20 protein-coding genes and 1 pseudogene are annotated in these 24,844 nt (G+C 71.7%); 7 read left to right on the top strand and 14 right to left on the bottom strand.

Annotated elements, in window-relative coordinates:
- Positions 1-13 precede the first annotated feature (13 nt).
- On the bottom strand, positions 14-1,315 hold the full coding sequence (locus WD794_06985; GenBank protein MEX2290052.1) for an adenylosuccinate synthase: 1,302 nt from the start codon (positions 1,313-1,315) through the stop codon (positions 14-16).
- Between the two features lie 76 nt (positions 1,316-1,391).
- Between WD794_06985 and WD794_06980 the strand changes: the two genes are divergently transcribed.
- Complete coding sequence (locus tag WD794_06980; protein ID MEX2290051.1) at positions 1,392-2,285, top strand: diacylglycerol kinase family protein; 894 nt, start codon at positions 1,392-1,394, stop codon at positions 2,283-2,285.
- Positions 2,286-2,288: 3 nt separating this feature from the next.
- Here the strand turns inward: WD794_06980 and WD794_06975 are convergent, their stop codons facing one another.
- Positions 2,289-3,503: a phospholipase D-like domain-containing protein gene (locus WD794_06975; GenBank protein MEX2290050.1), complete on the bottom strand. Its 1,215-nt coding sequence runs from the start codon at positions 3,501-3,503 to the stop codon at positions 2,289-2,291.
- A 138-nt stretch (positions 3,504-3,641) separates the two neighbouring features.
- A complete protein-coding gene (locus tag WD794_06970) occupies positions 3,642-4,061 on the bottom strand; it encodes a DUF3151 domain-containing protein (protein ID MEX2290049.1) in 420 nt (139 codons plus the stop codon).
- Positions 4,062-4,092: 31 nt separating this feature from the next.
- On the opposite strand from WD794_06970, the gene WD794_06965 reads away from it, so the two are divergent.
- Positions 4,093-4,773 carry a class I SAM-dependent methyltransferase gene (locus WD794_06965; protein ID MEX2290048.1) on the top strand — a complete coding sequence of 227 codons (681 nt, stop codon included), beginning with the start codon at positions 4,093-4,095 and terminating at the stop codon, positions 4,771-4,773.
- Here WD794_06965 and WD794_06960 read toward each other — a convergent pair.
- Positions 4,681-5,583 (bottom strand): transglycosylase family protein, encoded by a 903-nt coding sequence (locus WD794_06960; GenBank protein MEX2290047.1) that lies wholly within the window; start codon positions 5,581-5,583, stop codon positions 4,681-4,683. The two genes, WD794_06965 and WD794_06960, sit on opposite strands and share 93 nt — an antisense overlap.
- 179 nt (positions 5,584-5,762) lie before the next feature.
- Positions 5,763-6,785, bottom strand: a complete 1,023-nt coding sequence (gene fbaA, locus WD794_06955; protein ID MEX2290046.1) for a class II fructose-bisphosphate aldolase — start codon at positions 6,783-6,785, stop codon at positions 5,763-5,765.
- 204 nt (positions 6,786-6,989) lie between these two features.
- Between fbaA and WD794_06950 the strand changes: the two genes are divergently transcribed.
- Positions 6,990-9,224 (top strand): hypothetical protein, encoded by a 2,235-nt coding sequence (locus tag WD794_06950; GenBank protein MEX2290045.1) that lies wholly within the window; start codon positions 6,990-6,992, stop codon positions 9,222-9,224.
- Between the two features lie 82 nt (positions 9,225-9,306).
- On the opposite strand, the gene WD794_06945 is transcribed toward WD794_06950, so the two are convergent.
- Positions 9,307-10,713, bottom strand: coding sequence for an FAD-dependent oxidoreductase (locus tag WD794_06945; protein MEX2290044.1), 1,407 nt, complete (start codon positions 10,711-10,713; stop codon positions 9,307-9,309).
- Between the two features lie 32 nt (positions 10,714-10,745).
- On the opposite strand from WD794_06945, the gene WD794_06940 reads away from it, so the two are divergent.
- Positions 10,746-11,429: a VTT domain-containing protein gene (locus WD794_06940; protein ID MEX2290043.1), complete on the top strand. Its 684-nt coding sequence runs from the start codon at positions 10,746-10,748 to the stop codon at positions 11,427-11,429.
- 73 nt (positions 11,430-11,502) lie between these two features.
- On the opposite strand, the gene pyrE is transcribed toward WD794_06940, so the two are convergent.
- The 7 genes from pyrE to dnaK all read right to left on the bottom strand — a co-directional run bounded on the left by pyrE (position 11,503) and on the right by dnaK (position 19,835).
- Positions 11,503-12,045: an orotate phosphoribosyltransferase gene (pyrE, locus tag WD794_06935; GenBank protein MEX2290042.1), complete on the bottom strand. Its 543-nt coding sequence runs from the start codon at positions 12,043-12,045 to the stop codon at positions 11,503-11,505.
- A gap of 231 nt (positions 12,046-12,276) precedes the next feature.
- The gene (locus tag WD794_06930) at positions 12,277-13,053 is read right to left on the bottom strand and encodes an SDR family oxidoreductase (GenBank protein ID MEX2290041.1); all 777 of its coding nucleotides are present in this window, start codon (positions 13,051-13,053) and stop codon (positions 12,277-12,279) included.
- Positions 13,054-13,169: 116 nt separating this feature from the next.
- A complete protein-coding gene (gene clpB / locus WD794_06925) occupies positions 13,170-15,767 on the bottom strand; it encodes an ATP-dependent chaperone ClpB (protein MEX2290040.1) in 2,598 nt (865 codons plus the stop codon).
- A gap of 44 nt (positions 15,768-15,811) precedes the next feature.
- A complete protein-coding gene (locus WD794_06920) occupies positions 15,812-16,210 on the bottom strand; it encodes a helix-turn-helix transcriptional regulator (GenBank protein ID MEX2290039.1) in 399 nt (132 codons plus the stop codon).
- Positions 16,210-17,346 carry a molecular chaperone DnaJ gene (dnaJ, locus tag WD794_06915; protein MEX2290038.1) on the bottom strand — a complete coding sequence of 379 codons (1,137 nt, stop codon included), beginning with the start codon at positions 17,344-17,346 and terminating at the stop codon, positions 16,210-16,212. The genes WD794_06920 and dnaJ overlap by 1 nt, the downstream gene beginning before the upstream one ends.
- 15 nt (positions 17,347-17,361) lie before the next feature.
- Positions 17,362-18,015, bottom strand: a complete 654-nt coding sequence (grpE, locus tag WD794_06910) for a nucleotide exchange factor GrpE (GenBank protein MEX2290037.1) — start codon at positions 18,013-18,015, stop codon at positions 17,362-17,364.
- On the bottom strand, positions 18,012-19,835 hold the full coding sequence (dnaK, locus tag WD794_06905; GenBank protein ID MEX2290036.1) for a molecular chaperone DnaK: 1,824 nt from the start codon (positions 19,833-19,835) through the stop codon (positions 18,012-18,014). The genes grpE and dnaK overlap by 4 nt, the downstream gene beginning before the upstream one ends.
- A 328-nt stretch (positions 19,836-20,163) precedes the next feature.
- Between dnaK and bluB the strand changes: the two genes are divergently transcribed.
- From bluB to WD794_06890, 3 genes are all read left to right on the top strand, one after another.
- The gene (gene bluB / locus WD794_06900) at positions 20,164-20,790 is read left to right on the top strand and encodes a 5,6-dimethylbenzimidazole synthase (GenBank protein ID MEX2290035.1); all 627 of its coding nucleotides are present in this window, start codon (positions 20,164-20,166) and stop codon (positions 20,788-20,790) included.
- 90 nt (positions 20,791-20,880) lie between these two features.
- Positions 20,881-21,462 (top strand): serpin family protein, encoded by a 582-nt coding sequence (locus WD794_06895; protein MEX2290034.1) that lies wholly within the window; start codon positions 20,881-20,883, stop codon positions 21,460-21,462.
- Between the two features lie 316 nt (positions 21,463-21,778).
- Positions 21,779-24,253 carry a (Fe-S)-binding protein gene (locus tag WD794_06890; GenBank protein MEX2290033.1) on the top strand — a complete coding sequence of 825 codons (2,475 nt, stop codon included), beginning with the start codon at positions 21,779-21,781 and terminating at the stop codon, positions 24,251-24,253.
- Positions 24,254-24,325: 72 nt separating this feature from the next.
- Here WD794_06890 and dcd read toward each other — a convergent pair.
- Positions 24,326-24,601 (bottom strand): annotated as a pseudogene (gene dcd / locus WD794_06885) (dCTP deaminase).
- Positions 24,602-24,844: the final 243 nt, after the last annotated feature.

Below are 24,844 nucleotides of genomic sequence, written 5' to 3'. Positions count from 1 at the left end.
CGTCGCAGCAGCCTCACCCGAGCAGCGGCCGCAGCTCGAGGGTCTGCTCCCGGTCGGGACCCACCCCGATGGAGGCGAACGGCGCGCCACTGAGCTGCTCCAGCGCCGTCACGTACGCCTGCGCCGTCCTGGGCAGGTCGTCGAAGGTGCGCGCACCGGTGATGTCCTCGTCCCACCCGTCGAACAGCTCGTACACCGGCTTCGCGTGGTGGAAGTCGCTCTGTGACATCGGCATCTCGTCGAAGCGACGGCCGTCCACCTCGTACGCCACGCAGACCGGGATCTTCTCCCAGCCGGTCAGGACGTCCAGCTTGGTGAGCACGAAGTCGGTGACCCCGTTGACGCGCGAGGCATAGCGGGCGATGACCGCGTCGTACCAGCCGCACCGGCGCGGCCGGCCGGTGGTGGTGCCGTACTCGTGGCCGTTCGCGCGCAAACGCTCGCCGTCCTCGCCATCCTGACCGGCACCAGCGAGCTCGGTGGGGAAGGGACCTTCACCCACGCGCGTCGTATAGGCCTTCACCACCGCGATCACCTTGTCGACCCGACGCGGACCGATCCCACTCCCGGTGCAGGCCCCGCCGGCCGTCGCCGACGACGACGTGACGAACGGGTAGGTGCCGTGGTCGACGTCGAGCAGCGTGGCCTGCCCGCCCTCGAGCAGCACCGTCTCGCCCCGGTCGAGCGCCGCATTGAGCAGCAGCGAGGTGTCGGCCACCATCGGCCGGACCCGGTCGACGTAGGACAGCAGCTCCTCGACGACCTCGTCGACCGCCACGGCCTTGCGGTTGTAGACCTTGACCAGCACCTGGTTCTTCAGCTCCAGAGCACCCGCGACCTTCTGCCGCAGGATGCCCTCGTCGAACAGGTCCTGCACGCGGATGCCGATGCGGTTCATCTTGTCGGCGTAGGTGGGACCGATGCCGCGGCCGGTCGTGCCGATCTTGCGGTTGCCGAGGAAGCGCTCGGCGACCCGGTCCAAGGTCCGGTTGTACGACGCGATCAGGTGCGCGTCGGCGGACAGCAGCAGCTTCGCGCAGGACACCCCGCGGGCCTCGAGCGCGTCGATCTCCTCGAACAGCACCGAGAGGTCGACGACGACGCCGTTGCCGATCACCGGGACGCAGCCTGGTGACAGGATGCCGCTGGGCAGCAGGTGCAGCGCGTAGGTGTCGTCGCCGATGACGACGGTGTGCCCGGCGTTGTTGCCGCCGTTGAACTTGACCACGTAGTCGACCGAGCCGCCGAGCTGGTCGGTGGCCTTGCCCTTGCCCTCGTCGCCCCATTGGGCACCCACGAGCACGAGTGCGGGCATGGTTGGCTCCTGTCGGCACGACACAGCCCCGGGCGCAAAGCGCGCGCGGGGCTCTTGCGGGGGAAGGTTAGCCGACATGAGCCGATCCTCCGAGGGACACCTGCTGCTCGCCAGCGACCGCGCCGGCAGCACCGAGGACGAGGCGGTCGAGGCGGCCCGGGCCGTCCTGGCCGAGGCGGGCCCAGTGCAGGTGGTCTCGACCGGGACGTCCGAGGAGCTGGACCGGGCGCTGGACAACTGCGGCGACCGCCGGCTGGTGGTGGCCGGGGGCGACGGGAGCCTGCACCTCGCGGTCCGCCGGTTGAGGGCTCGCGGCGAGCTGGCCGAGCGACCGATCGCGCTGGTGCCGCTGGGCACCGGCAACGATCTGGCCCGCGCCCTGGACCTGCCGCTGGACCCGGCCGAGGCGGCGCGGCTGGTGCTGACCGGCCGACCCGTACCGATGGACCTGCTGGTCGACGACGCCGACGGGATCGTGGTGAACGCCGTGCACGTCGGCGTCGGGGCGGAGGCCGGCGCCCGCGCAGGCCGGCTCAAGCCGCTGCTGGGCCTGCTGGCCTATCCGTTCGGCGCCGTCGCCGCCGGGCTCCGGTCCACCGGCTGGCGGCTGCGTGTGGAGGTCGACGGGCGGGTGCTGGCCGACGACCACCGGCGCGCGCTCATGGTGGGCATCGGCAACGGCCCCAGCATCGGCGGCGGCACGGTGCTGCTGCCGGGCGCGCGCCCGGACGACGGGCTGCTGGACGTGCTGGTGTCCCGGGCGATCGGGCCGCTGGCGCGGGTGCGGTACGGCAAGGCGCTGACGGCGGGCACGCACCTGCACGACCCGGATGTGCGCCATGCTCGCGGCCGGTCGGTCACCGTCAGCGGTGAGCCCGTCGCGGTCAACGCCGACGGCGAGCTGGGGGAGCAGGTCACCCGCCGCACCTGGACCGTCGAGCCCGCATGCTGGTCCCTGCTGCGCCCGTAGCCGTCAGAGGAAGCGGTGGACGAGGGTGGTGGCCTTCTCCTGCGCCTTCTGGTGCAGGGGGCGGTCGGCCCACCGGCGCGGCTCGATCCGCACGCAGCGCTCGAGGTCACGGTCGAAGTCGCCCTCGAGCTGCCGGGCCACGTCCTGGTCCAGGACGGTGAGCACGACCTCCTCGTCGTGCTGCATCGATCGCCGGTTCATGTTGGCCGAGCCGATGACACCGGCGATGCCGTCCACCGTCGTGACCTTGGCGTGCAGCATCGACGGCTGGAACGCCCAGATGCGCACCCCCCCGTCGGTGAGGTCGGCGTAGAGCGACTCGCTGGCCAGCTGGCAGACCCGCTTGTCGGCGTACGGGCCCGGCAGCATGATGTCGACCTGCACGCCCCGGGCGACCGCCTCGAGCAGCAGCGACTGGAAGCACGCGTCAGGCACGAAGTAGGCGGTCATCATCCGCAGCCGCTCCTGCGCGGACTCGATCATGACGCGGAAGACGGTGGCCATGTCGTTCCAGCCGACGCTGGCGCTGCCGCGGGCGACCTGCACGACCGCGCCGCCCTCGGCGAACGTGTGCTCCGGGAAGGTGCGGCACACCTCGATCAGCGGGTGACCGGTCTCGGCCCAGTTCTGCGCGAAGGACGCGGACAGGCCGTCCACCGCGGGACCGATCACCCGGACGTGGGTGTCCCGCCACTCGGTCTCGTCCCGGGCGTCGCCACACCACTCCTGCGCGATACCGACCCCGCCGGTGAAGCCGACCCGCTCGTCACAGATGAGCACCTTGCGGTGGGTCCGGTGGTTCTGCTTGAGCGGCGAGGTGAGCTGACCGAGCGACAGCGGCTTGCGGAACCACTCGACCCGGACACCGCAGTCGGTCATGTGGTCGATCAGGGCGGTGTCGATGAGCCGGCCGCCGATGGCGTCGAGTAGCACCCGGACGACCACGCCGCTGCGCGACCGTTCCGCCAGCGCGTGCGCGAACTCCTGTGCGATGTCACCGCGCCAGTAGACGAAGGTCAGGAAGTCGATGGTGCGTGTGGAGGACCGGATCGCCGCGAGCATGGCCGGGAAGATCTGGTCTCCGTTGCGCAGCAGGGTCAGGTCGTTACCCTCGCTGGCCGGGATGCCCAGCAGCGCCTCCAGCCGCCGGCGGAGGTCGCGGACCCGCTCCTGTCTGACGGTGTCCACCACCGGGGACGCCGCAGCCGCCCGCTCCATCCGCCTGCCACCTCCGGTCGTCGGAACCGCACCTACCCGCTCGCGCACACGCAGCGCTGCGCCACCCGGGTGACGGCCTCCGCAGTCTGCCTGCCCCTGACGCGCATCGCCGGAACGGACCGGCTGTCTCGGCCAGGCTCAGCTGTCCAGGGCGTCCACCGCGGCCGGGTCGCTCTCGGACAGGAACTGCCGGACCCGGGCGGCCTCGTCGTCCTCGCCGATCGCCCCCGCGGCCCGGCCGAGCGCGTGCAGCGCACGCAGGAAGCCGCGGTTCGGCTCGTGCGACCAGGGCACCGGGCCGTAGCCCTTCCACCCTGCGCGGCGCAGCGCGTCCAGCCCTCGGTGGTAGCCGGTACGGGCGTAGGCGTAGCTCGCGACGAAGGCGCCGCGGGCATAGGCCTGTTCGGCCAGCACCGCCCACGCCAGCGAGCTGGCCGGGTGCGCCGCCGCGACATCGGTCGGGTCACCGCCTCGCTCGAGCAGGTCGCGCGGACCCGGCTCCTCGGGCAGCAGGGTGGGCGGCGGGCCGCCCAGCAGGTCTTTGCCGGTGATGCTCATGCCGCCAGTCTGCCTGAGGCACTGTGGCGGCGTGAACTACGCACGTACGACGGTGCGCCGGCTGCTCGGCGGCACCGCCCATCCGGGCGGCGAGGCACTGACCCGGCACGTCCTCGGGCGGCTGGCCCTGCCGACCGGCGCGCTGGTGGCCGACGTGGCGTGCGGCGACGGTGCGACGCTGCGCCTGCTGGCCGCGCACGGGTTGCTCGGGGTCGGTGTAGACCTCGAGCCGGCGGCGGTGGAACGGGCGCGGGCACATCGGCAGCCGGCCGTGCTCGGGGACGCGGCGGCCCTGCCCCTGGCGAGCGGGGCGTACGACGCCGTCGTCTGCGAGTGCGCGGTCTCGACCTTCGACGATCCGGCCCGGGCGCTGGCCGAGATGGCGCGGGTGCTGCGGCCGGGCGGCGCCGTGGCGGTCACCGACGTGCTGCTGCGCCGCGATCTGGCCGCACCGGGGGTGGTGGCGGCGGTCGACGCGTTGACGACCGCCCGGACGATGCCGGGTTACGTCGCACTGCTCGAGGGGGCCGGTCTGCGGGTGGTGCGGACCGAGGACCGGGCCGCCGACGCGCTCGCGCTGTGCCGCCGGCTGGCCCGCCGGCTGGCCCTGGTGGGTGCCCTACGGCAGGCTTCGACCGCCCGCGACTGCGCGCGGGCGGTCGAAACGGGCGCGCTCGGCTACGGGCTGCTGGTGGCCGTCCGGGCCGGCTAGCACGACCGCGGAGGTCCAGGCCAGGTCCCACAGCTGCTGGTCCACCGTGCCGCGGGGAGTCGAGACCTGCTTCTCGCGGGCGAACGCCGCGGCGGCCCGGGCGGTCTGTGGCCCGAAGTGGCCATCCACGGTGATCGTCCAACCACGGGCCGCCATCCGGCGCTGCCAGTGCTTGACGGCGATCCGGTAGGTCGAGCGGTCCTCGACCGTCAGGACGTGGCCGTCGAAACGAGGCGGCGCCGTCACCTCGAGGGCACGGATCGCGGCGATCCGCGCGGCGCGCGCCTGGGCCTGGGCCTGGGCCTGGGCCACGACAGCCGCCCGCTTGCGGCTGGCCCGCTGCGCTGCGGCCCGGCGCTCGGCAGACGAAAGCGTCGGCTGCGTGGTGGAGGACGTGGCCGTGGAGCCGCCGTCGCCGGCCAGCCCGAGCTTGCGGGAGCAGGCCGGCCAGGGGGACCAGCCACGCTGGCTGTGCAGCTTCTGCCCGGCCGCGATCTGGGTGGACCTGCTGGCCTGGTGCGGGTAGCCACTCATGCCGACCCCGCGCCAGGTGGCCAGGTTGAACTGGAGCCCGCCGTAGTAGCCGTTGCCGGTGTTGATGTCCCAGCGGCCGCCGCTCTCGCAGGAGGCGAGCCGCTCGAACTGCGCCATCGTCCCGCCGGCCGAGGCCGACGAGGCGACCACTGCGGCGTCGGTGGCGGCGAAGGCCGCGGTCATGCCACCGGCCATCATGACCGGGACCGCCTTCGAGGGCTTGGCGTGCCGGGCGGTCTTGCGCGGGAAAAGGGCCAGGGACAGCAGGTCGGACACAGGCAGGGGTTCCTCTCCTCACGCCTGCGGGTCAACCTGTGGGTCCCCCGCTCCTGCCCCCGGCACGACGGGGAGGCCGGCTCCCCGGGGCAGGACTCGGCGGAAGGGAGGCGGCACCACGCCGAGCGGCGTGACCGGTGAAACATAACGGATCGATGACGAGAGGGGTAGGGCCTGCCTCAACTGATGCGGGTGCCGGTGCTCCGGAGGTCCGCACAGGCACGTACCACCCGGGCGGCCATGCTCGTTTCGGCCGCCTTGCCCCAGGCACGCGGGTCGTACAGCTTCTTGTTGCCGACCTCGCCGTCGACCTTCAGGACACCCTCGTACTGCGTGAACATGTGATGTGCGACGGGTCGGGTGAAGGCGTACTGGGTGTCGGTGTCGACGTTCATCTTCACGACGCCGTGGTCCAGCGCCTCCCGGATCTCCTCCAGCAGCGAGCCGGACCCGCCGTGGAAGACCAGGTCGAAGGGCTTGTCGGCACCGGTCTTCGCGCCGACGGCGTCCTGGATGTCCTTCAGGATGGACGGCGCGAGCTTGACGTTGCCGGGCTTGTAGACGCCGTGCACGTTGCCGAAGGTCGCCGCCAGCAGGTAGCGGCCGTTCTCGCCGGTGCCGAGCACCTCCGCGGTACGCAGCGCGTCCCCGGGCGTGGTGTACAGCTTCTCGTTGATGGCGTTCTCGACGCCGTCCTCCTCGCCGCCGACGACCCCGATCTCCAGCTCCATCACCATCCGGGCGGCCGCGCACTGCTCGAGCAGCTCCTTCGCGATCGACAGGTTCTCCTCGAGCTCGATGGCCGAGCCGTCCCACATGTGCGACTGGAACAACGGCTCGCGGCCGGCGGCGACCCGCTCCTGGCTGATCGCGATCAGCGGGCGCATGTAGCTGTCGAGCTTGTCCTTGGGGCAGTGGTCGGTGTGCAACGCGATCTGCACGTCGTAGGCCTTCGCGACCTGGTGGGCGTACTCCGCGAGCGACTGCGCGCCGAGCACCATGTCCTTGACGGTGCTGCCGGACAGGTACTCGGCCCCGCCGGTGGAGATCTGCACGATGCCGTCGGACTGCGCCTCCGCGAAGCCGCGCAGCGCCGCGACGAGCGTCTGCGAGCTGGTGACGTTGATCGCCGGATAGGCGAAACGGCCGACCTTGGCCCGGTCGAGCATCTCGGCGTAGGCGTCGGGTGTGGCGATCGGCACGGTCGGTCTCCTCGGTCGGGCTCGGCAGGGCGGTCGGCTCGCCGCTCGCGAGCATGCCAGAGAATCCGGCGCCGCCTTGCCTGCGGCCGGCCCGGGCGCGGGATGGCGAACTGGTCACTGTTCGCGTGGCTGCCTGACGGATACGGCTGCGGCTGGTACACCAGAGCATCGGCAGCCGCCGGCGCCCTTCCCGGAAGGACAGGCATGACATCCCCCTCCCGCCGCGGCGTGGTCGGCGCCGCGCTGCTCGCGCTGCTCGCGCCGATCGCGCTGGCGACGCCCGCCTCGGCGAGCACCACCGCCAACGAGATCGTCTACACCTTCGACGAGAACAACGACGGCATCTACAGCGTCGTGCTCCGCGACCTGGAGAGCCGCCGGCTGACGACCGTGCTGCCGGCCGACACCACGAACGAGTGGATCTACGACGAGCCCGAACTCTCGCCGGACGGCGGCCGGATCGCGCTGTCCACGGACCGGGCCGGCGGGGTGAACCTCGTCGAGGGCATCGCCGTCGTGAACCGGGACGGCAGCGGGTTCCGCCGGCTCACCGAGCCCCCCCAGTCCGAGAACAGCTTCTCCCTCGACGTCAGCCCGGCCTGGTCGCCCGACGGGACGAGGCTGGTCTTCACCCGGATCAGCGTGACCACCGGCGCCGACTCGACCCAGGCGGTCGACACCACCGTGTTCACCGTCGCGGCGGCCGGCGGCACCGCGGCCCCGCTGACCGGCGCTGAGGACGGCTACACCGCCGACTGGAGCCCGGACGGCAAGAAGATCGTCTTCGCCGCGGTCGCGGACGGCAGCACCGACGACAGCGGCCCGTTGACCGTCGTGAACGCCGACGGCTCCGGCGGTCGCACCCCGCTCGGACCGAGCGGCTACTCACCCGCCTGGTCCCCCGACGGCAGCACCATCGCCTACGCCACCGTCACGGTGCGGGACAGCGACACGGCCCGCGGCCAGGACGTCGCCCAGATCGCCACCGTCCCGGCCACCGGCGGCACCGGGCGGGTGCTGGCGGCCACCCGTCCGGGCAGCGCACCGAGCGTCGCGGAATACCCCGCCTGGACCCCCGACGGCGAGAGCATCGTCTACGACGTCTACGGCTACTCCTCCACCGATGCCTTCCCGCCCGGGGACCTGTGGGCCGTCGACCGGAACGGCGTACGGGCCGGCCGGGTCACCGCCACACCCGGCGACGAGGCGCAGGTGCACGTGCAGGGCCCGAAGCCGGTCGCCGTCTCTGCGGGTACCGAGTCGACGTACGTGCCGGTGACGCCCAAGCGGGTCCTGGACACCCGCGAGGGGCTCGGCGCGCCGACCGGCAAGATCGGGCCTGCAGGCACCGTCGAGCTGGCCGTCCGAGGGCTGCAGACGGCGCCGACGGCCGTGCCGGCGGACGCCACCGCGGTGGTGCTCAACGTGACGGTCACCGGCACGACCGCCTCGACCGACGTCCGGGCCTATCCGAGCGGGACCCCCGTGCCGGGCGCCAGCAACCTGAATGCCGGAGCCGGCTCGACCGTCCCGAACCTCGTGACGGTCGCGATCGGCGGCAACGGCGGCGTGACCCTGCGCAACAGCGGCGGCACCGTGCACCTCATCGCCGACATCGCCGGCTACTACGTGCCCGGCAACCGGGGCGCAGGGTTCGCCGCCGTCGACCCGAGCCGCATCCTGGACACCCGCTCGCCGGCCGTCGGCGCGCCGGCCGGCAAGGTCGGTCCGGAGGGCTTCCTCGACCTGCGGGTCACCGGGGCGCTGTCCACCGCCGACGGCCGCACGATCAGCGTCCCGGCCGACGCGCGGGCCGTCGTCCTGAACGTCACGGTCACCGGAGCGACGTCCGCGACCGACATCCGCGTCTACCCGACTCCGACTGACGGGTCGGTGCCGACGGTGAGCAACCTCAACGTCCGGGCCGGGCAGACCGTGCCGAACCTCGTGACGGTCGCCGTGGGCGAGGGCGGGAAGGTGCGGCTGCGCAACCTCGGTGGCACGGTCAACCTGATCGCCGACCTGGCCGGCTACTACTCCCCCGGTGCGACGGGACGCTTCGTGCCGGTCTCGCCGGCCCGCTTCCTCGACACCCGCAGCGGGGTCGGCGGCGCCCCGATCCCGGTCACCGCGGAGGGCTTCGTGGACCTCAAGGTGGCCGCGGCACCGGGGTCGACGCCCCACCGGGGCGTCCCGGCCGGGGCGACCGCGGCCGTGCTCAACCTCACCGGCACCGGCGTCACCGCCAGCACCGACGTGCGGGCCTACCCGGTCGGCGCGGCCACGGTGCCGACGGTGAGCAACCTCAACCTGAGCAAGAGCACCACGCGGGCCAACCTGTCCATCGTCAAGGTCGGCACCGACGGCCGGATCCGGATCCGCAACGGCGCCGGGCAGGTCAACCTGATCGGTGACCTGGCCGGCTACATGATCGGCTAACTAGCCCGCTCCCGCTCCCCCTTGCGTCATGCTCTGCGCGCACCTCGGTGCTCCGGAGAGCATGACGCAAGGGATCTGGAGTTCAGCCGTGGTTGCCGTCGCGGACGTCCCGGGCGATGTCGGCCTCGACCACCTCAAAGGCCTTGCGCGCCGCGATGAGCACCGGGTCCCAGACCGGCGCGAACGGCGGCGCGTAGGACAGGTCGAGGCCGAGCACCTCGTCGACGCTCATCTGGTTCCAGATGGCGGTGGCGAGCACGTCGATCCGTTTGGCCGCCCCCTCGCGCCCGGCGAGCTGGGCGCCGAGCAGCTTGCCCGTGCGCTTCTCGGCGGTCAGCTTCACCCGGATCGGCTCGGCGCCCGGGAAGTAGCCGGCGCGGGTGGTCGAGTCGACGTGCGCGGTGACGAAGCGGTAGCCGGCCGCCTCCGCCTCGGCCTCCGACAGGCCCGTGCGGGCGACCTCCAGGTCACACACCTTGGTGACCGCGGTACCGACGACCCCCGGGAAGGTGGCGTAGCCGCCGCCCAGGTTGATGCCGACGACCCGGCCCTGCTTGTTGGCGTGCGTGCCGAGCGCGACGACCATCCGCTGGCCGGACAGCCGGTGCCAGGTCTCGACGCAGTCGCCGGCCGACCAGACGCCGGGCACGTCCGTGCGCATCCGGTTGTCGACCCGGATCCCACCCGAGGAGCCCAGCGGGATGCCGGCGGCCTGGGCGAGGTCGACGTTGGGGCGCACTCCCAGCCCGAGGATGACCAGGTCGGCCGGCAGCCGGCGGCCGTCGGCGGTGTGGACGGCGACCGCCCGGCCGTCGGTCCCCGTCTCGACGCGGGTGGCCGGCTGGCCGAAGACCAGGGTGATGCCGAGTCCGGCGACGGCGTCGCGGATGAACTCCCCGATGTCGGGGTCGAAGGTGCCGATCGGTGTCGGCGACCGGTTCACGACGGTGACGTCGAGACCGCGGACCTTGCACGCCTCGGCCAGCTCCAGGCCGATGTAGCCGCCACCGACGACGACCACACGCTCGACCCGGCCGCTGTCCAACTCGGCGATGAGGTCCTCACCGTCGTCGAGCACCTGCACGCCGTAGACCCCGGGGGCCTGGAAGCCCTCAGCCGTCGGGCGCATCGGCACGCTGCCCGTGGCGTAGACCAGCGCGTCGTACGGCTCGTCGTACTCCCGGCCGGTGAGCAGGTCGCGCGCCGTCACGCGGCGGCCGGCCAGGTCGATCGCCACGACCTCGGTGCACAGCCGGACGTCGATGCCGTTGGCCCGGTGCTGCTCCGGACTGCGCGAGATCAGCTCCGCCTCGCTGCCGACCACCCCGCCGATCCAGTACGGGATTCCGCAGGCGGAGTACGAGGTGGCGCGGCCGCGCTCGAACGCGACGATCTCCAGGTCGCTCTCGCCCCGGCGCTTACGGGCCTGACTGGCCGCGCTCATGCCCGCGGCGTCGCCGCCGATGACCACCAGCCGCTCGCGTGCCATGGGTGGACGGTACCGGCGGCTAGCCTGGCGCGATGCTCGCCGCCTCCTCCGTCCCGCTCGCCCTGGGCCCCGAGTGGCTGTCGCCGGACGCCCTGGTCAAGGCCGGACTGGTCGTGCTGCTGCTCGTCGTCTTCGTCGAGAGCGGCCTGCTGGTGGGCTTCTTCCTGCCGGGTGACTCGCTGCTGTTCACCGCCGGGCTGCTCATCAACACCCAGGACGTCCTGCCGCTGTGGCTGGTGCTGCTGACCGTACCGATCGCAGCGATCGCCGGCGACCAGGTCGGCTACTACATCGGCAAGAAGGCCGGGCCGCACGTCTTCAACCGTCCCGACTCGCGCTTCTTCCAGCAGGAGTACGTCGACAAGGCCTATGCGTACTTCGAGAAGTACGGCGCCCGGACGATCGTCATCGCCCGCTTCGTGCCGATCGTGCGGACCTTCGCGCCGGTCTGCGCGGGCGTCGGGCGGATGCGCTACCGCACGTTCCTGACCTACAACGTGATCGGCGGCCTGCTGTGGGGTGCGGGCGTCGTGCTGCTCGGCTACTTCCTCGGGCAGATCGCCTTCGTCGCGGACAACATCGAGGCGATGATCCTCGGCATCGTCGCGCTGTCGGTGCTGCCGATCGTGGTCGAGGTGCTCCGCGCGCGGCGCACCCAGCGGTCAGGGCCGCCGGCCGAGCGGCGCGAGCTGCCGGAGGACATCCCGATCGAGTAGTGATCCACGCGAACCTCGAGGTGGTTTCCCGCACCGGATCCACCTTGAACTTCGCGTGGATCACGAGGCAGGCTCAGCCCAGGTCGAGGTCCTGCAGCGAGTAGAGATGGCGGTACGGCACCCCCTCGGCCTCGATCTTCTGGCCGGCGCCGGTGTCCCGGTCGGCGATCGTCGCCACCGCCACGGGGGTGGCCCCCGCCTCGCGCACCGCGGCCAGTGCGGTCAGCGGCGAACCGCCGGTGGTGGTGGTGTCCTCGACGACGAGCACCCGCCGCCCCGCGATGTCCGGTCCCTCGACGCGGCGCTGCAGGCCGTGCGCCTTGGCCTGCTTGCGCACCACGAACGCGTCCAGCCGCCGGCCCTGCGCGGCTGCTGCGTGCAGCATCGCGGCGGCGATCGGGTCGGCACCCATGGTGAGGCCGCCGACCGCGTCGTAGTCCAGATCGGCGGTGAGCTCGAGCAGCTGGCGGCCCACCAAGGGCGCGGCCAGGCCGGACAGCGTGATGCGGCGCAGATCGACGTAATAGTCGGCCTCGCGGCCGGAGGACAGCGTGACCCGCCCGTGCACCACGGCGAGGTCGCGGACGAGGGACAGCAACTGCTCGCGGTCGGTCACGGCGTCGACCCTAGGCGAGCCGCGCCGCAGCCGTTCTCGCTGTCTTGAGTACCCGGCGGCCGGGCGGCTGTGGCACCCGGTTCAGGCGGCTCAGGCGCCGGTGGCAGGGCGGCTGTGGCACCGGGTTCAGGCGCCGGCCGCCGGGCGGCTGTGGCACCGGGTTCAGGCGGCTCAGGTGCCGAGCAGCCGCCGCTCGAACTCCTCCGGCAGGCCTGGGATCACGGTGCTCGCTCAGGGGTTGCGGCCGGGGAAGCGGCTCTGCAGCCCGCGCACGACGCTGCGCTGGACGCTCGCCGGGATCATCCGGGTGGCGGCGACGATCGCCTTGTACTGCGCGCCCGGCACGCTCAGCGACTTCCCCTTGCCCAGGTCGGTGAGCGCGGTACGCACGACGTCGTCGGCAGCCAGCCACATCGGCTCCGGGATGCCGCTGGTGTCCATCTGCCCGCGGCTGTGGAACTCGGTGCGGGTGAAGCCCGGACACAGGGCGAGCACCTTCACACCCTGTGCGGAGTACTGCAGGTGCAGCGACTCGCTGAAGTTGGTGACCCAGGCCTTGGACGCGCTGTAGGTGGCGGAGCGGGTGCCGGGGGCGAAGCCGGCGACGCTGCCGACGTTGACGACCGCGCCGCTACGGCGGACGACCATGGGCGCGAGCGCCGCGTGCGTGAGCCGCAGCACGGCCCGCACGTTCAGCCTCAGCAGGTGCTCCTCATCGGCCAGGTCGACCTCGTGGAACGCGCCCGTGGTCCCGAGGCCGGCGTTGTTCACCAGCAGGTCGATTCCGGCGGCGCAGCGCTTCTCGACGACGGCGCAGCCCTCGTCGTCGGCGAGGTCGGCCGGCAGGACCTCGACCTGCACGCCGTAGGACCGCAGCTGCTCAGCCTTGCTCTCCAACCGGGCGGCATCACGGGCGACCAGGACCAGGTCGTGCCCGCGGCCGGCGAGCTGGCGGGCGAAGGCGGCACCGATGCCGGCCGTCGCACCTGTGACGAGTGCAGTGGTCATGCCCCGCAGGCTAGCTAGCCAGCCCCGCCGCCACCGCCACCCCCTTGCGTCATGCTCCACCCGCGGCGCAGTGCTCCGCTGAGCATGACGCAAGCAGGGGGGGCGCAAGGCAGGGCTTACACCTCGGCGCGCACCGCCGGCGCGACGGTCAGCCCGTTGCCGTCCTCGGCCCGGTCCACCACCACCTCGTCCCCGTCACGCACCTCGCCTGCGAGCAGCGCCCGGGCGAGAGTGTCCCCGATCGCCTTCTGCACCAGCCGGCGCAGCGGCCGGGCGCCGTAGACGGGGTCGTAGCCGGTCAGCGTCAGCCACTCGCGCGCCGCCTCCGTGACAGTCAGCGTGAGCCGCCGGTCGAGCAGCCGCCTGGCGAGCAGGGCGACCTGCAGGTCGACGATCCGGGCCAGCTCTGCTGTCCCGAGCGCGTCGAAGACCACGACCTCGTCGAGCCGGTTGAGGAATTCCGGCTTGAACGCCGAGCGGACGACGCCCAGCACCTTGTCCCTGCGCTGGTCGGACGTGAGCAACGGGTCGCTGACGAAGGCGCTGCCCAGATTCGATGTGAGCACCAGGATCGTGTTCCGGAAGTCGACCGTCCGACCCTGGCCATCGGTCAGCCGGCCGTCGTCGAGCACCTGCAGCAGCACGTCGAAGACGTCCGGATGCGCCTTCTCGACCTCGTCGAGAAGCACCACGGCGTACGGCCGGCGGCGGACCACCTCGGTGAGCTGGCCGCCCGACTCGTAGCCCACGTAGCCGGGCGGCGCGCCGACCAGCCTGGCCACCGAGTGCTTCTCGCCGTACTCGCTCATGTCGATGCGGGTCATCGCGCGCTCGTCGTCGAACAGGAACTCCGCCAGCGCCTTGGCCAGCTCGGTCTTGCCGACGCCGGTCGGCCCGAGGAACAGGAACGAGCCGGTCGGCCGGTCCGGGTCGGAGATCCCGGTCCGGGCGCGGCGTACGGCATCGGAGACGGCCCGCACCGCCTCGACCTGGCCGACCAGCCGCCGTCCCAGCTCCTCCTCCATGCGCAGCAGCTTGGCGGTCTCGCCCTCGAGCATCCGGCCGGCCGGGATGCCGGTCCACGCGCTGACGACCTGGGCGATGTCGTCCGGGCCGACCTGCTCCTCGACCATCCGGTCGGCGCTCTCGGCTGCTGCGCTCGCCTCGGCCAGCTCCTTCTCCAGCGCGGGGATCTCGGCGTACGACAGCCGCGACGCGGTGGTGAGATCGCCCTCGCGCTGGGCCTTCTCGACCTCCGTGCGCAGAGCGTCGAGCTGCTGCTTGAGCTCGCCGACCCGGTTGAGGCCGGACTGCTCGTGATCCCAGCGCGCAGTCAGAGCAGCCAGATCCGCTGAACGATCGGCCATCTCGCGCCGCAATTGCTCCAGCCGCTCCACCGACGCCTCGTCGGTCTCCCGCTCGAGCGCCAGCTCCTCCATCTTCATCCGGTCCACGGCGCGCTGCAGCTCGTCGATCTCGACCGGCTTGCTGTCGATCTCCATCCGCAGCCGGGAGGCGGCCTCGTCGACCAGGTCGATCGCCTTGTCCGGCAGGAAGCGGGCGGGGATGTAGCGGTCGGACAGCGTCGCGGCGGCGACCAGGGCCGAGTCGGCGATCTCCACCTTGTGGTGCGCCTCGTAGCGGCGCTTGAGGCCGCGCAGGATGGCGACGGTGTCCTCGACCGACGGCTCGCCGACGAGGACCTGCTGGAAACGCCGCTCCAGCGCCGGGTCCTTCTCGATGTTGGTGCGGAACTCGTCCAGCGTGGTGGCCCCGACCATCCGCAACTCGCCCCGGGCGAGCATCGGCTTGAGCATGTTGCCGGCGTCCATCGACCCCTCTGCCCGGCCGGCGCCGACGACGGTGTGCATCTCGTCGAGGAAGGTGACGACCTGCCCCTCGGAGGCCTTGATCTCCTCGAGCACCGCCTTGAGTCGCTCCTCGAACTGCCCGCGGTACTGCGCTCCGGCCACCATCGCGGCCAGGTCCAGCGCGACGATGCTCTTACCCCGCAGGCTCTCCGGCACGTCGCCGTCGACGACCCGCTGGGCGAGCCCTTCGACGACCGCCGTCTTCCCGACGCCCGGCTCACCGATCAGCACCGGATTGTTCTTCGTACGGCGGCTGAGCACCTGGATGACGCGGCGGATCTCGGTGTCCCGGCCGACGACAGGGTCGAGCTCGCCGCGGCGCGCCCGGTCGGTGAGGTCGACGCCGTACTTCTCCAGCGCCTTGTAGGTCGACTCGGGGTCCTGCGTGGTGACCCGGCGCATCCCGCCGCGGACCTTGGCGAACGCGTCCACCAGCGCCTTGGGCAGCGCCTGCTGCTGCTTGAGCAGCTCGGCGACGTCACCACCGGAGTCGGCCAGCCCGACCAGGAGGTGCTCGGTCGACACGTAGTCGTCACCGACCTCCTTGGCCTTGCTCTGGGCGACGTTCATGACCGCCATCAACGCGCGGGACAGCCCCGGCGCGGCGACGTTCGCGCCGCTGGCCTGGGGCAGCGCGGCGAGCAGCACCTCGGCCCGGCTGCGGACCTGCGCCGGGTCGGCGCCGACCGCCTGCAGCAGCGCCGGCGCGATGCCGTCGCCCTGGTCGAGCAGGGCGAGCAGCAGATGGACGGGCGCGACCTCGGGATGACCCTCGGCGGCGGCCCGCCGGACGGCCGTCGACACGGCCTCCTGGCTCTTGGTGGTCAGGCGCTCAGCGTCCACGCGGCTCTCCTCTCGTCTCGTGACCTGTGCTCGTGCTTGCGCGCCTAGCGCTTCTGTGGCTTCCAGACCACCAGCGCCGCGTCGCGCACGGGGACCAGATCCCGACGCATGCTGGCCAACGCGTCGCCGCGAGCATTCGCCAGCGCCGTCTGCGTCGCGGCCAGCTCCCCGGTCAGCTCGGCCAGCCGGGACTGCAGCGCCTCGACCTGGTTCTCCAGCTCGATGACCCGCTTGATGCCGGCGAGGTTGACGCCCTCCTCCTGGGAGAGCCGCTGCACCTCGCGCAGCAGGGCGACGTCGCGCGAGGAGTAGCGGCGACCGCCGCCGCCCGCGCGACCAGGTGTCACCAGGCCGAGCCGGTCGTACTGCCGCAACGTCTGCGGGTGCATCCCGGACAGCTCGGCAGCGACCGAGATGACGAAGACGGGCCGGTCCTCCTCCATCACGAGACCTCCTCGCCGAGGTGCGCCCGTGGGTCCTCGGGCGCTGCGGCGGCGAAGGCCTCGAGCGCCTTCTTCGCCTCGCCGCTGAGTTTCTGCGGTACGGCGACCTCGACCGTCACGAGCAAATCGCCCTTGCCGGGGACCCCGCGACCGCGGACACGGAACGTGCGGCCGGTCGTCGTGCCCGGGGGGATCTTCAGCGTGACCGGGCCGTCGAGGGTCGGGACGCTGACGTTCGCGCCGAGGGCGGCCTCGGGAAAGGTGACCGGGACGGTCACCGTCAGGTGGTCGTCCTTGCGGCCGAACCACCGGTGGAGCGAGACGTGCACGTTCACCAGCAGGTCACCGGCGGGGCCGCCGCGCTCCCCCGAGCCGCCTCGGCCGGCAAGCCGCACCTTCTGCCCGTCGGTGACCCCGGCGGGGATGCGGACGTTGAGCGTCTTGGTCTGCACCGAGCGGCCCGCGCCGGCGCAGGTCGGGCAGGGGGTGTCGACCGTGCGGCCGCTGCCCCGGCAGGCCCGACAGGGCTCGCTGAAGGCGAAACCCCCCTGACTGCGGGAGGTCACGCCGGCGCCCTGGCACGTCGCGCAGGCGTGCGGCGCGGTCCCCGGGGCGGCACCGGAACCCCCGCAGGTCCCGCACGGGCCGGTCGTCGTCAGGTTCAGTGGCACCGTCGCGCCGCGCACCGCGTCGAGGAACGCCAGCGTGACATCGGCCTCGACGTCGGCGCCTCGGCGCGGGGCGCGGCCCGCCGTGCCGCGGGTGTTGCCGAACAGACCGCCGAGCACGTCGCCGAAGCCACCGGTGGCCTGTCCACCGGCCCGGGCGAACAGGTCGCCGAGATCGAAGCCGGGTGTGCCACCGCCGGCGTAGCCGCCCGCCGCGCGTCCACCGACTCCGCCGAGGCTGCCGAACAGACTGCGCGCCTCGTCGTACTCCTTGCGTCTGGCGGTGTCGGACAGTACGTCATAGGCCTCCGACACCTCCTTGAACCGCTCCTCGCCACCCGGGTTGGTGTCGGGGTGCAGGTCCCGGGCCAGCTTGCGGTAGGCCTTCTTGATGTCGGCCGCGCTGGCATCCTTGGGGACGCCGAGAGCGGCGTAGTAGTCCTTCTCCACGTAGTCGCGTGCGCTCACGGCGTCCCCCTCCTCTCAGGTTCCGTCAGGTGCTACGGCCGACGGCTCGGCGACCGAGACCCGCGCCGGGCGCAGGACCCGGCCGGCGGACAGCCGGTAGCCCTTCTGCAGCACCGCGGCACAGGTGGCGACGCTGGCCTGCGGATCGGGCTCGGCCTGCATGAGCGCCTCGTGCACCGCGGGGTCGAAGGGGTCACCCGGCTCTCCGAACTGCTCGAGCCCGAGCTTGCCGGTCAGCTGCGCCAGCGAATCGGCCACCGCAGCGAAGGCGCCGGTGAGGTCGCCGTGCTGACGGGCCCGGTCGATGTCGTCGAGCACCGGCAGCAGCCCGGACAGCAGCCCGGCCGTCGCCATCTCGACCACCGCCACCCGGTCACGGTCCACCCGCTTGCGGTAGTTGGCGTACTCCGCCGACACGCGTTGCAGGTCGGCCGTCAGCTCGGCGACCCGGTCGGTTCCGCCGTCGGCCGCGGAACCGCCCTCGGCGCTGGTCCCGGCGTCGGTGCTGGTCCCGGCGTCGGTGCTGGTCCCGGGCTCGGCTGCCGGAGCCGGCGCCGCGGGACCGGCCGCTGTCTTACGCACCTCGCCGGACTCCGGGTCCAGCCGCCGCCGGTCGCGCACCACCACCCGGTCGGGGTCGAGGTCCCAGCCCTCGTCGCGGTCACTCACTTGTGCTCGTCCTCCACGACCTCGGCGTCGACGACCCCGTCGTCCTCGGGAGCCGCACCGGGAGCATCGGGCGCCTCGGCGGCCTGCTGCGCGTACAGCGCCCCGCCGAGTTCCTGGCTCTTGGTGGCGACCTTCTCCGCCGCGGACTTGATCGCGGCGATGTCGCTGCCACCGAGCGCGGACTTGAGGTCGGTCAGCTCGGTCTCGACCTCGGCCTTGCCCTCGGCGGGCAGCTTGTCGCCGTTCTCACCGAGGAACTTCTCGGTCGTGAAGACCAGCTGCTCCGCGGAGTTGCGGGTCTCGGCCTCGTCGCGGCGCTTCTTGTCCTCCTCGGCGTACTCCTCCGCCTCGCGCATCATCCGCTCGACCTCGTCCTTGGGCAGCGCGCTGCCGCCGGAGATGGTCATCCGCTGTTCCTTGCCCGTCCCCAGATCCTTGGCGGAGACGTGCACGATGCCGTTGGCGTCGATGTCGAAGGTGACCTCGATCTGCGGCACGCCGCGCGGCGCCGGCGGCAGTCCGGTCAGCTCGAACATGCCGAGCTTCTTGTTGTACTGCGCCATCTCGCGCTCGCCCTGGAAGACCTGGATCTGCACGGACGGCTGGTTGTCGTCGGCGGTGGTGAACACCTCCGAGCGCTTGGTCGGGATGGTGGTGTTGCGCTCGATCAGCTTGGTCATGATCCCGCCCTTGGTCTCGATCCCCAGGGACAGCGGGGTGACATCGAGCAGTAGGACGTCCTTGACCTCACCCTTGAGCACACCGGCCTGCAGCGCGGCGCCGACGGCGACGACCTCGTCGGGATTGACGCCCTTGTTGGGCTCCTTGCCGGTGAGCTCGCGGACCAACTCGGACACTGCCGGCATCCGGGTCGAACCGCCGACGAGCACGACGTGGTCGATCGCGCTGAGCGAGATGCCGGCGTCCTTGATGGCCTGCTGGAACGGGCCCTTGCAGCGGTCGAGCAGGTCCTGGGTCATCCGCTGGAACTCCGCCCGCGTGATCGTCACGTCCAGGTGCAGCGGGCCCTCGGGGCTGGCCGTGATGTAGGGCAGGTTGATGCCGGTGCTCTGGCTGGCCGACAACTCGATCTTGGCCTTCTCGGCCGCCTCGCGCAGCCGCTGCATGGCCATCTTGTCGCCGGACAGGTCGATGCCGTTGTTGGACAGCTGGAACTGCTTGACCAGGTGCTCGACGACGCGCTGGTCCCAGTCGTCACCGCCGAGCTTGTTGTCACCCGAGGTCGCCTTGACCTCGATGACGCCGTCACCGATCTCGAGCAGCGAGACGTCGAAGGTGCCGCCACCGAGGTCGAAGACCAGGATGGTCTGCTCCTTCTCGCCCTTGTCCAGGCCGTACGCCAGCGCCGCCGCGGTGGGCTCGTTGACGATGCGCAGCACGTTGAGGCCGGCGATCTCGCCCGCCTCCTTGGTCGCCTGGCGCTCGGCGTCGGAGAAGTAGGCGGGCACGGTGATGACCGCGTCGGTGACCGGCTCGCCGAGGTAGCTCTCGGCGTCACGCTTGAGCTTCTGCAGCACGAAGGCGCTGATCTGCTGGGGGGTGAAGTCCTTGCCGTCGATGGCGGTCTTCCAGTCCGTGCCGATGTGCCGCTTGACGGACCGGATGGTGCGCTCGACGTTGGTGACCGCCTGGCGCTTGGCGACCTCGCCGATGAGCACCTCGCCGTTCTTGGCGAAGGCGACGATGGAGGGGGTGGTGCGGGCACCCTCGGCGTTGGCGATCACGCTGGGCTCGCCGCCCTCGAGGACGCTGACGCAGGAGTTGGTGGTACCGAGGTCGATACCGACGGCGCGTGCCATGAAGAAGCTCCTTCGTACGGATTGAGTGCCTGGCACTCAGGGTACTGTCTCTCGCCTCAATCGTCAAACCGGGCTGAGTGTTCCCGACTCAAGAAAGTGGCCTGTGCCACTCTCGTGAGGTGCTCACGGAGATGCGGAACAGTCGCGGCGGTCCCAACTGGCGCATGCGCGTTCTCGCCATCGTGCTCGCGCTGCTGCTGGCCGGCCCGCTGACCGTCGTCGTCCTGCAGGTTGCCGCGCGCATCCTCGACCTCGCGCTGTAGCGGCGACCGGGGAAGATCGGCCTCGCGCGACGGCTGCGCAGGCAGCCAGACGACGGGAGCAGTCTGTGTCCAGCGACCTCTATGACGTGATCAACCGACGCCGCGATGTCCGAGCGGAGTTCACCGGGGCACCAGTCCACAGCGGCGTCCTTGGCCGAGTGCTGTCCGCCGCGCATGCTGCGCCGAGCGTGGGACTGACGCAACCCTGGGACTTCATCGTGATCGATGACGTGTCCCTGCGGCAGCGGTTCCAGCGGCATGTGGCACACGAGCGGGAGACCTTCAGCGCCACCCTCTCGGACGCCCAGCGGGACACGTTCTCGCGGATCAAGATCGAGGGCATCCTCGACGCCAGCCTCGGGATCGTCGTCACCTACGATCCGCAGCGCGGATCGCCGGCTGTGCTCGGTCGCCATGCCATCGCCGATGCGGGCCTGTACTCGACCTGTCTCGCCATCCAGAACCTCTGGCTGGCCGCGACAGCAGAAGGAATGGGCGTCGGCTGGGTGTCCTTCTACCGGGAGCCGTTCCTCAGCGATCTTCTCGGCATCCCGGTGCCCCTTCGGCCCGTCGCGTACCTGTGCCTCGGCCCCGTCAGTCACCTCGAAGAAGCGCCTGACCTCGAACGTCACGGCTGGCGCAGGCGACGACCACTGAAGGAGGCCATCCACCGCAATCAGTACGGCGGCTGAGCGCGGCGCTCGGCGCCGACAGCGAGCGGACGGCGCCGGCCACCTCACCGGCCGAACTCCGCGACTTCACGACGGCACAGCTGGCCTTCGCTGTCGACCTCTACCGCACGGTGGCCGCCGAGGAGGAGGGCGACCTCGCGCTCGGGCCCGGCAGCCTGCACACACCGGCTGCACGAGCTCGGCAACGCCCTCGACCGCGAGCTGCGTTCCCGGGGCAGCACCGACGGCGTCGACATCGACATCGCCAACCGCGTCTGGGCCGACGGCGGCCTGGAGCTGCTGGACGACTACGTCCAGACGCTGACCGGGCACTACGGCGTCGCGCTGGCCCAGCTCGACATCTCCGGCAACCCGGAGGGGGCACGGGCGGCCGTCAACGCGTGGGTGGCCGAGGCGACCCGGCAGAAGATCGAGGAGCTCTTCCCGCAGGGGTCGATCCGGCCCGACACCCGGCTCGTCCTCGCCAACGCCCTGCACCTCCAGGCGGACTGGAAGTTCCCGTTCCCGCCCGCACGCACCAGCAACCAGCCGTTCCTGCTGGCGGACGGCACACGGGTGGACGTACCGACGATGCACTACGACGAGTCGCTGCCGTCCGGCCGCGGCCTCCGGAGGCGCGATGGCAGGCAGCCGGGCCGACGGTCACCGTGGACCGGCCGTTCCTGTTCGTGATCCAGGATGAGTCGACCGGCGCCGTGCTGTTCCTGGGACGCGTAGCAGACCCACGCTGAGGTGCTCGGGCCGTCGGACGCGCAGATGCTGGCAGTGCTGACCGACCCGTGAGGCGCAACCTCGCGAGCGAGGACGTCGGGTGTCGGCGCACGGAGTCGGCTGGGGGCGGGTGCGCCCCGGGCGGGCCCGGCGGGGACACTGGCGCAGGAACGCGTACGTCCCTCTGGTTACCCGTCGGTAGCAAGCGGTCCGGGGCGGGTCGTAGGCTTCCCGAGGCCGCGGTGCGCACGGTGCGCCGCCCGTACCCGGAGGTCCCGTGGAAACGCACATGATCGTGCGCCTGGTGCTCGGTCTGCTGATCACTGTCGTCGCCCTGGCCGTCGCCGGGCGCCGGGTGCTCTTCCTCTACCGGATGATCGCGGCCGGGCAGCCCGCACCGGGTCGGCTGGACGACTGGCCCAAGCGGCTGGTCGCCCAGGTGGTCGAGGTCTTCGGCCAGGCCCGCCTGCTGAAGTGGAACGTCCCCGGCCTGGCGCACTTCTTCGTGTTCTGGGGCTTCCTCATCCTCACGTTCACGATCATCGAGGCCTTCGGGGCCCTGTTCGACGTCGACTTCCACATCCCGGTCATCGGCAGGACCCGCGCGCTCGGCTTCCTCGAGGACTTGTTTGCCGTGGCCGTGCTGCTCGGCCTGATCGCCTTCGCGATCATCCGGCTGCGGTCCGAGCCCAAGCAGATGGGCCGCGACTCGCGCTTCTACGGCTCGCACACCACCGCCGCGTGGGTCGTGCTCGGCATGATCTTCCTGGTCGTCTTCACGCTGTTCGGGATCCGGGCCGCGCAGCTCAACACCGGCGTCTCGCCGTGGCAGGCCACTCCCATGGCCCCGTTCTTCTCCTACCTGCTGTCGCTGCCGCTCGCGCCCCTCGGCCACACGGTCAACGAGCGCATCGAGGACGTCATGGTGATCGGCCAGATCGCCGTCGTCATGGGCTTCCTGGTGATGGTCACCTACTCCAAGCACCTGCACATCTTCCTCGCGCCGATCAACGTGCTGACCAAGCGCAACCCCGGCGGCATCGCCCTCGGCGGGCTGCCGCCGATGATGAGCAACGGCAAGGTGCTCGAGCTGGAGGAGGCCGACCCCGAGGTCGACACCTTCGGCGTTGCCAAGGTCGAGGACTTCACCTGGAGCGCCATGCTCGACATGGCGACCTGCACCGAGTGCGGCCGCTGCCAGTCGCAGTGCCCGGCGTGGAACACCGGCAAGCCGCTGTCGCCGAAGCTGCTGATCATGAACCTGCGCGACCACCTGTTCGCCAAGGCGCCGTACATCCTGGGCACCCAGACGGCTCCCGAGGACCACGTCCCGAACTTCCAGGACGCCGGCACCGACACCGGGCACGACGTGCCCGAGGACGGCTACGCCCGGGTCAAGGGCACCAACCACGACCAGGCCGTACGCCCGCTCGTCGGCACCGCCGAGGAGGGCGGCGTCATCGACCCGGACGTGCTCTGGAGCTGTACGACCTGCGGCGCGTGCGTCGAGCAGTGCCCGGTCGACATCGAGCACGTGGACCACATCCTGGACATGCGCCGCTACCAGGTGCTGATCGAGTCGGCCTTCCCGTCCGAGGCCGGCGTGATGCTGCGCAACCTGGAGAACAAGGGCAACCCGTGGGGGCTCAACAACAGCACCCGCACCGAGTGGACACAGGGCCTGCCCTTCGAGGTGCGCATCGTCGAGGACACGATCCCGGACGAGGTGGAGTACCTGTTCTGGGTCGGCTGCGCCGGCGGGCTCGAGGACCGGGCGAAGAAGGTCACCCGCGCCTTCGCCGAGCTGCTGCACACCGCGGGCGTGGAGTTCGCCATTCTCGGCGGCAACGAGGCCTGCACCGGTGACCCGGCCCGCCGCCTGGGCAACGAGTTCGTCTTCCAGATGCTCGCCCAGCAGAACGTCGAGACGCTCAACGAGGTCGGCGCCGGCCGCGAGCACCACGTCAAGATCGTGGCGACCTGCCCGCACTGCTTCAACACCCTGGCCAACGAGTACCCGCAGCTCGGCGGCGACTACGAGGTGGTGCACCACACCCAGCTGCTCGGCAAGCTCGTCGAGGACGGCCATCTGGTCCCGGTCACGCCGGTCGACGAGAAGGTGACCTATCACGACCCGTGCTACCTGGGCCGGCACAACCGGGTCTACACCCCGCCGCGCGAGATCCTCGACGCCATCCCGGGCTTCTCGACCGTCGAGATGTCGCGCTGCAAGGAGCGCGGCTTCTGCTGCGGTGCCGGTGGGGCCCGGATGTGGATGGAGGAGAAGATCGGCAAGCGGGTCAACGTCGAGCGCACCGACGAGGCGCTCACCACCGACGCGGACCTGATCTCGACGGCCTGCCCGTTCTGCATCGTCATGCTGAGCGACGCCGTCACCGCCAAGCAGCAGGAGGGCACCGCCAAGGAGGGCGTGCAGGTCCTGGACGTCAGCCAGATCCTGGCCCGCTCGCTGAAGGCGCCGGCGCTGGTCGGCGCCGACACGAGCCAGGGCGCGACGCCGGTCGAGGCCTCGGCCGGCGCCAGCGCTGGTGCCGACCAGGGCCAGCTCGCCCAGGTCGGCGGCATCCCGGATGCCACGACCGTCAGCGACCCGGCGTCCTCCGGCGCGACCCTGTCCGAGGTGCCCGGCGACAGCTCCGGCATGGGCACCGGCACCCCCGGCGACGCGCCCGGCGGGGCCAGCGAGGGCCAGGGCCCGGGCAGCCCGCACGCCCCGGAGCCGAAGGACTAGCTAGCGCAGCGTCCGACGCCGCAGCGGCCGCTCTCCCCGCCGGGAGGGCGGCCGCTGTCGTACGCGCCGGGGCTACTGCGTCGGCGTCCGGCTGAAGCGCAGGTGCGACCGGCTCGGTGTGGGGCCGCGCTGGTCCTGGTAGCGGCTGCCGTAGACGCTCGAGCCGTACGGGTGCTCGGCGGGTGACGACAGCGGCAGAACGCAGATCTGCCCGATCTTCATCCCCGGGTAGAGCTTGATCGGCAGGTTCGCGACGTTCGACAGCTCCAGCGTCACGTGCCCGCTGAACCCCGGGTCGATGAACCCCGCGGTGGAGTGCGTCAGGAGGCCGAGCCGGCCGAGCGAGGAGTTGTGGGTCGGGACGAAGGTCCGGCCGACCAGGAACATCCCGCTGGGCGCCGCGACCTGGATGCAGCGGACGGGAACGCTCGGCACCGGTCGCACCGCCACCACCGGGCGGCTTGTCACACGAACGGCAGGCGACTGCCGCCGCGTCGGCGCAAGCCGCGCCAGCTTGCGCTCGAGCCGGAACACCGGCAGGTGGGGGGTGAACGTCACCTGGTAGCCAGGCGACTGCTCGATGCCGCTGAG

The sequence above is a fragment of the Mycobacteriales bacterium genome (assembly GCA_040902655.1).
GTDB lineage: Bacteria > Actinomycetota > Actinomycetes > Mycobacteriales > SCTD01 > SCTD01.
This window is presented reverse-complemented; position numbering and strand designations above follow the sequence as displayed.

Bases quoted from the DNA above. Each gene is read 5' to 3' on its own strand.
- WD794_06985 (MEX2290052.1), bottom strand. From the start codon at position 1,315: ATGCCCGCACTCGTGCTCGTGGGTGCCCAATGGGGCGACGAGGGCAAG.
- WD794_06980 (MEX2290051.1), top strand. From the start codon at position 1,392: ATGAGCCGATCCTCCGAGGGACACCTGCTGCTCGCCAGCGACCGCGCC.
- WD794_06975 (MEX2290050.1), bottom strand. From the start codon at position 3,503: ATGGAGCGGGCGGCTGCGGCGTCCCCGGTGGTGGACACCGTCAGACAG.
- WD794_06970 (MEX2290049.1), bottom strand. From the start codon at position 4,061: ATGAGCATCACCGGCAAAGACCTGCTGGGCGGCCCGCCGCCCACCCTG.
- WD794_06950 (MEX2290045.1), top strand. From the start codon at position 6,990: ATGACATCCCCCTCCCGCCGCGGCGTGGTCGGCGCCGCGCTGCTCGCG.
- WD794_06945 (MEX2290044.1), bottom strand. From the start codon at position 10,713: ATGGCACGCGAGCGGCTGGTGGTCATCGGCGGCGACGCCGCGGGCATG.
- WD794_06940 (MEX2290043.1), top strand. From the start codon at position 10,746: ATGCTCGCCGCCTCCTCCGTCCCGCTCGCCCTGGGCCCCGAGTGGCTG.
- WD794_06930 (MEX2290041.1), bottom strand. From the start codon at position 13,053: ATGACCACTGCACTCGTCACAGGTGCGACGGCCGGCATCGGTGCCGCC.
- WD794_06920 (MEX2290039.1), bottom strand. From the start codon at position 16,210: ATGGAGGAGGACCGGCCCGTCTTCGTCATCTCGGTCGCTGCCGAGCTG.
- dnaK (MEX2290036.1), bottom strand. From the start codon at position 19,835: ATGGCACGCGCCGTCGGTATCGACCTCGGTACCACCAACTCCTGCGTC.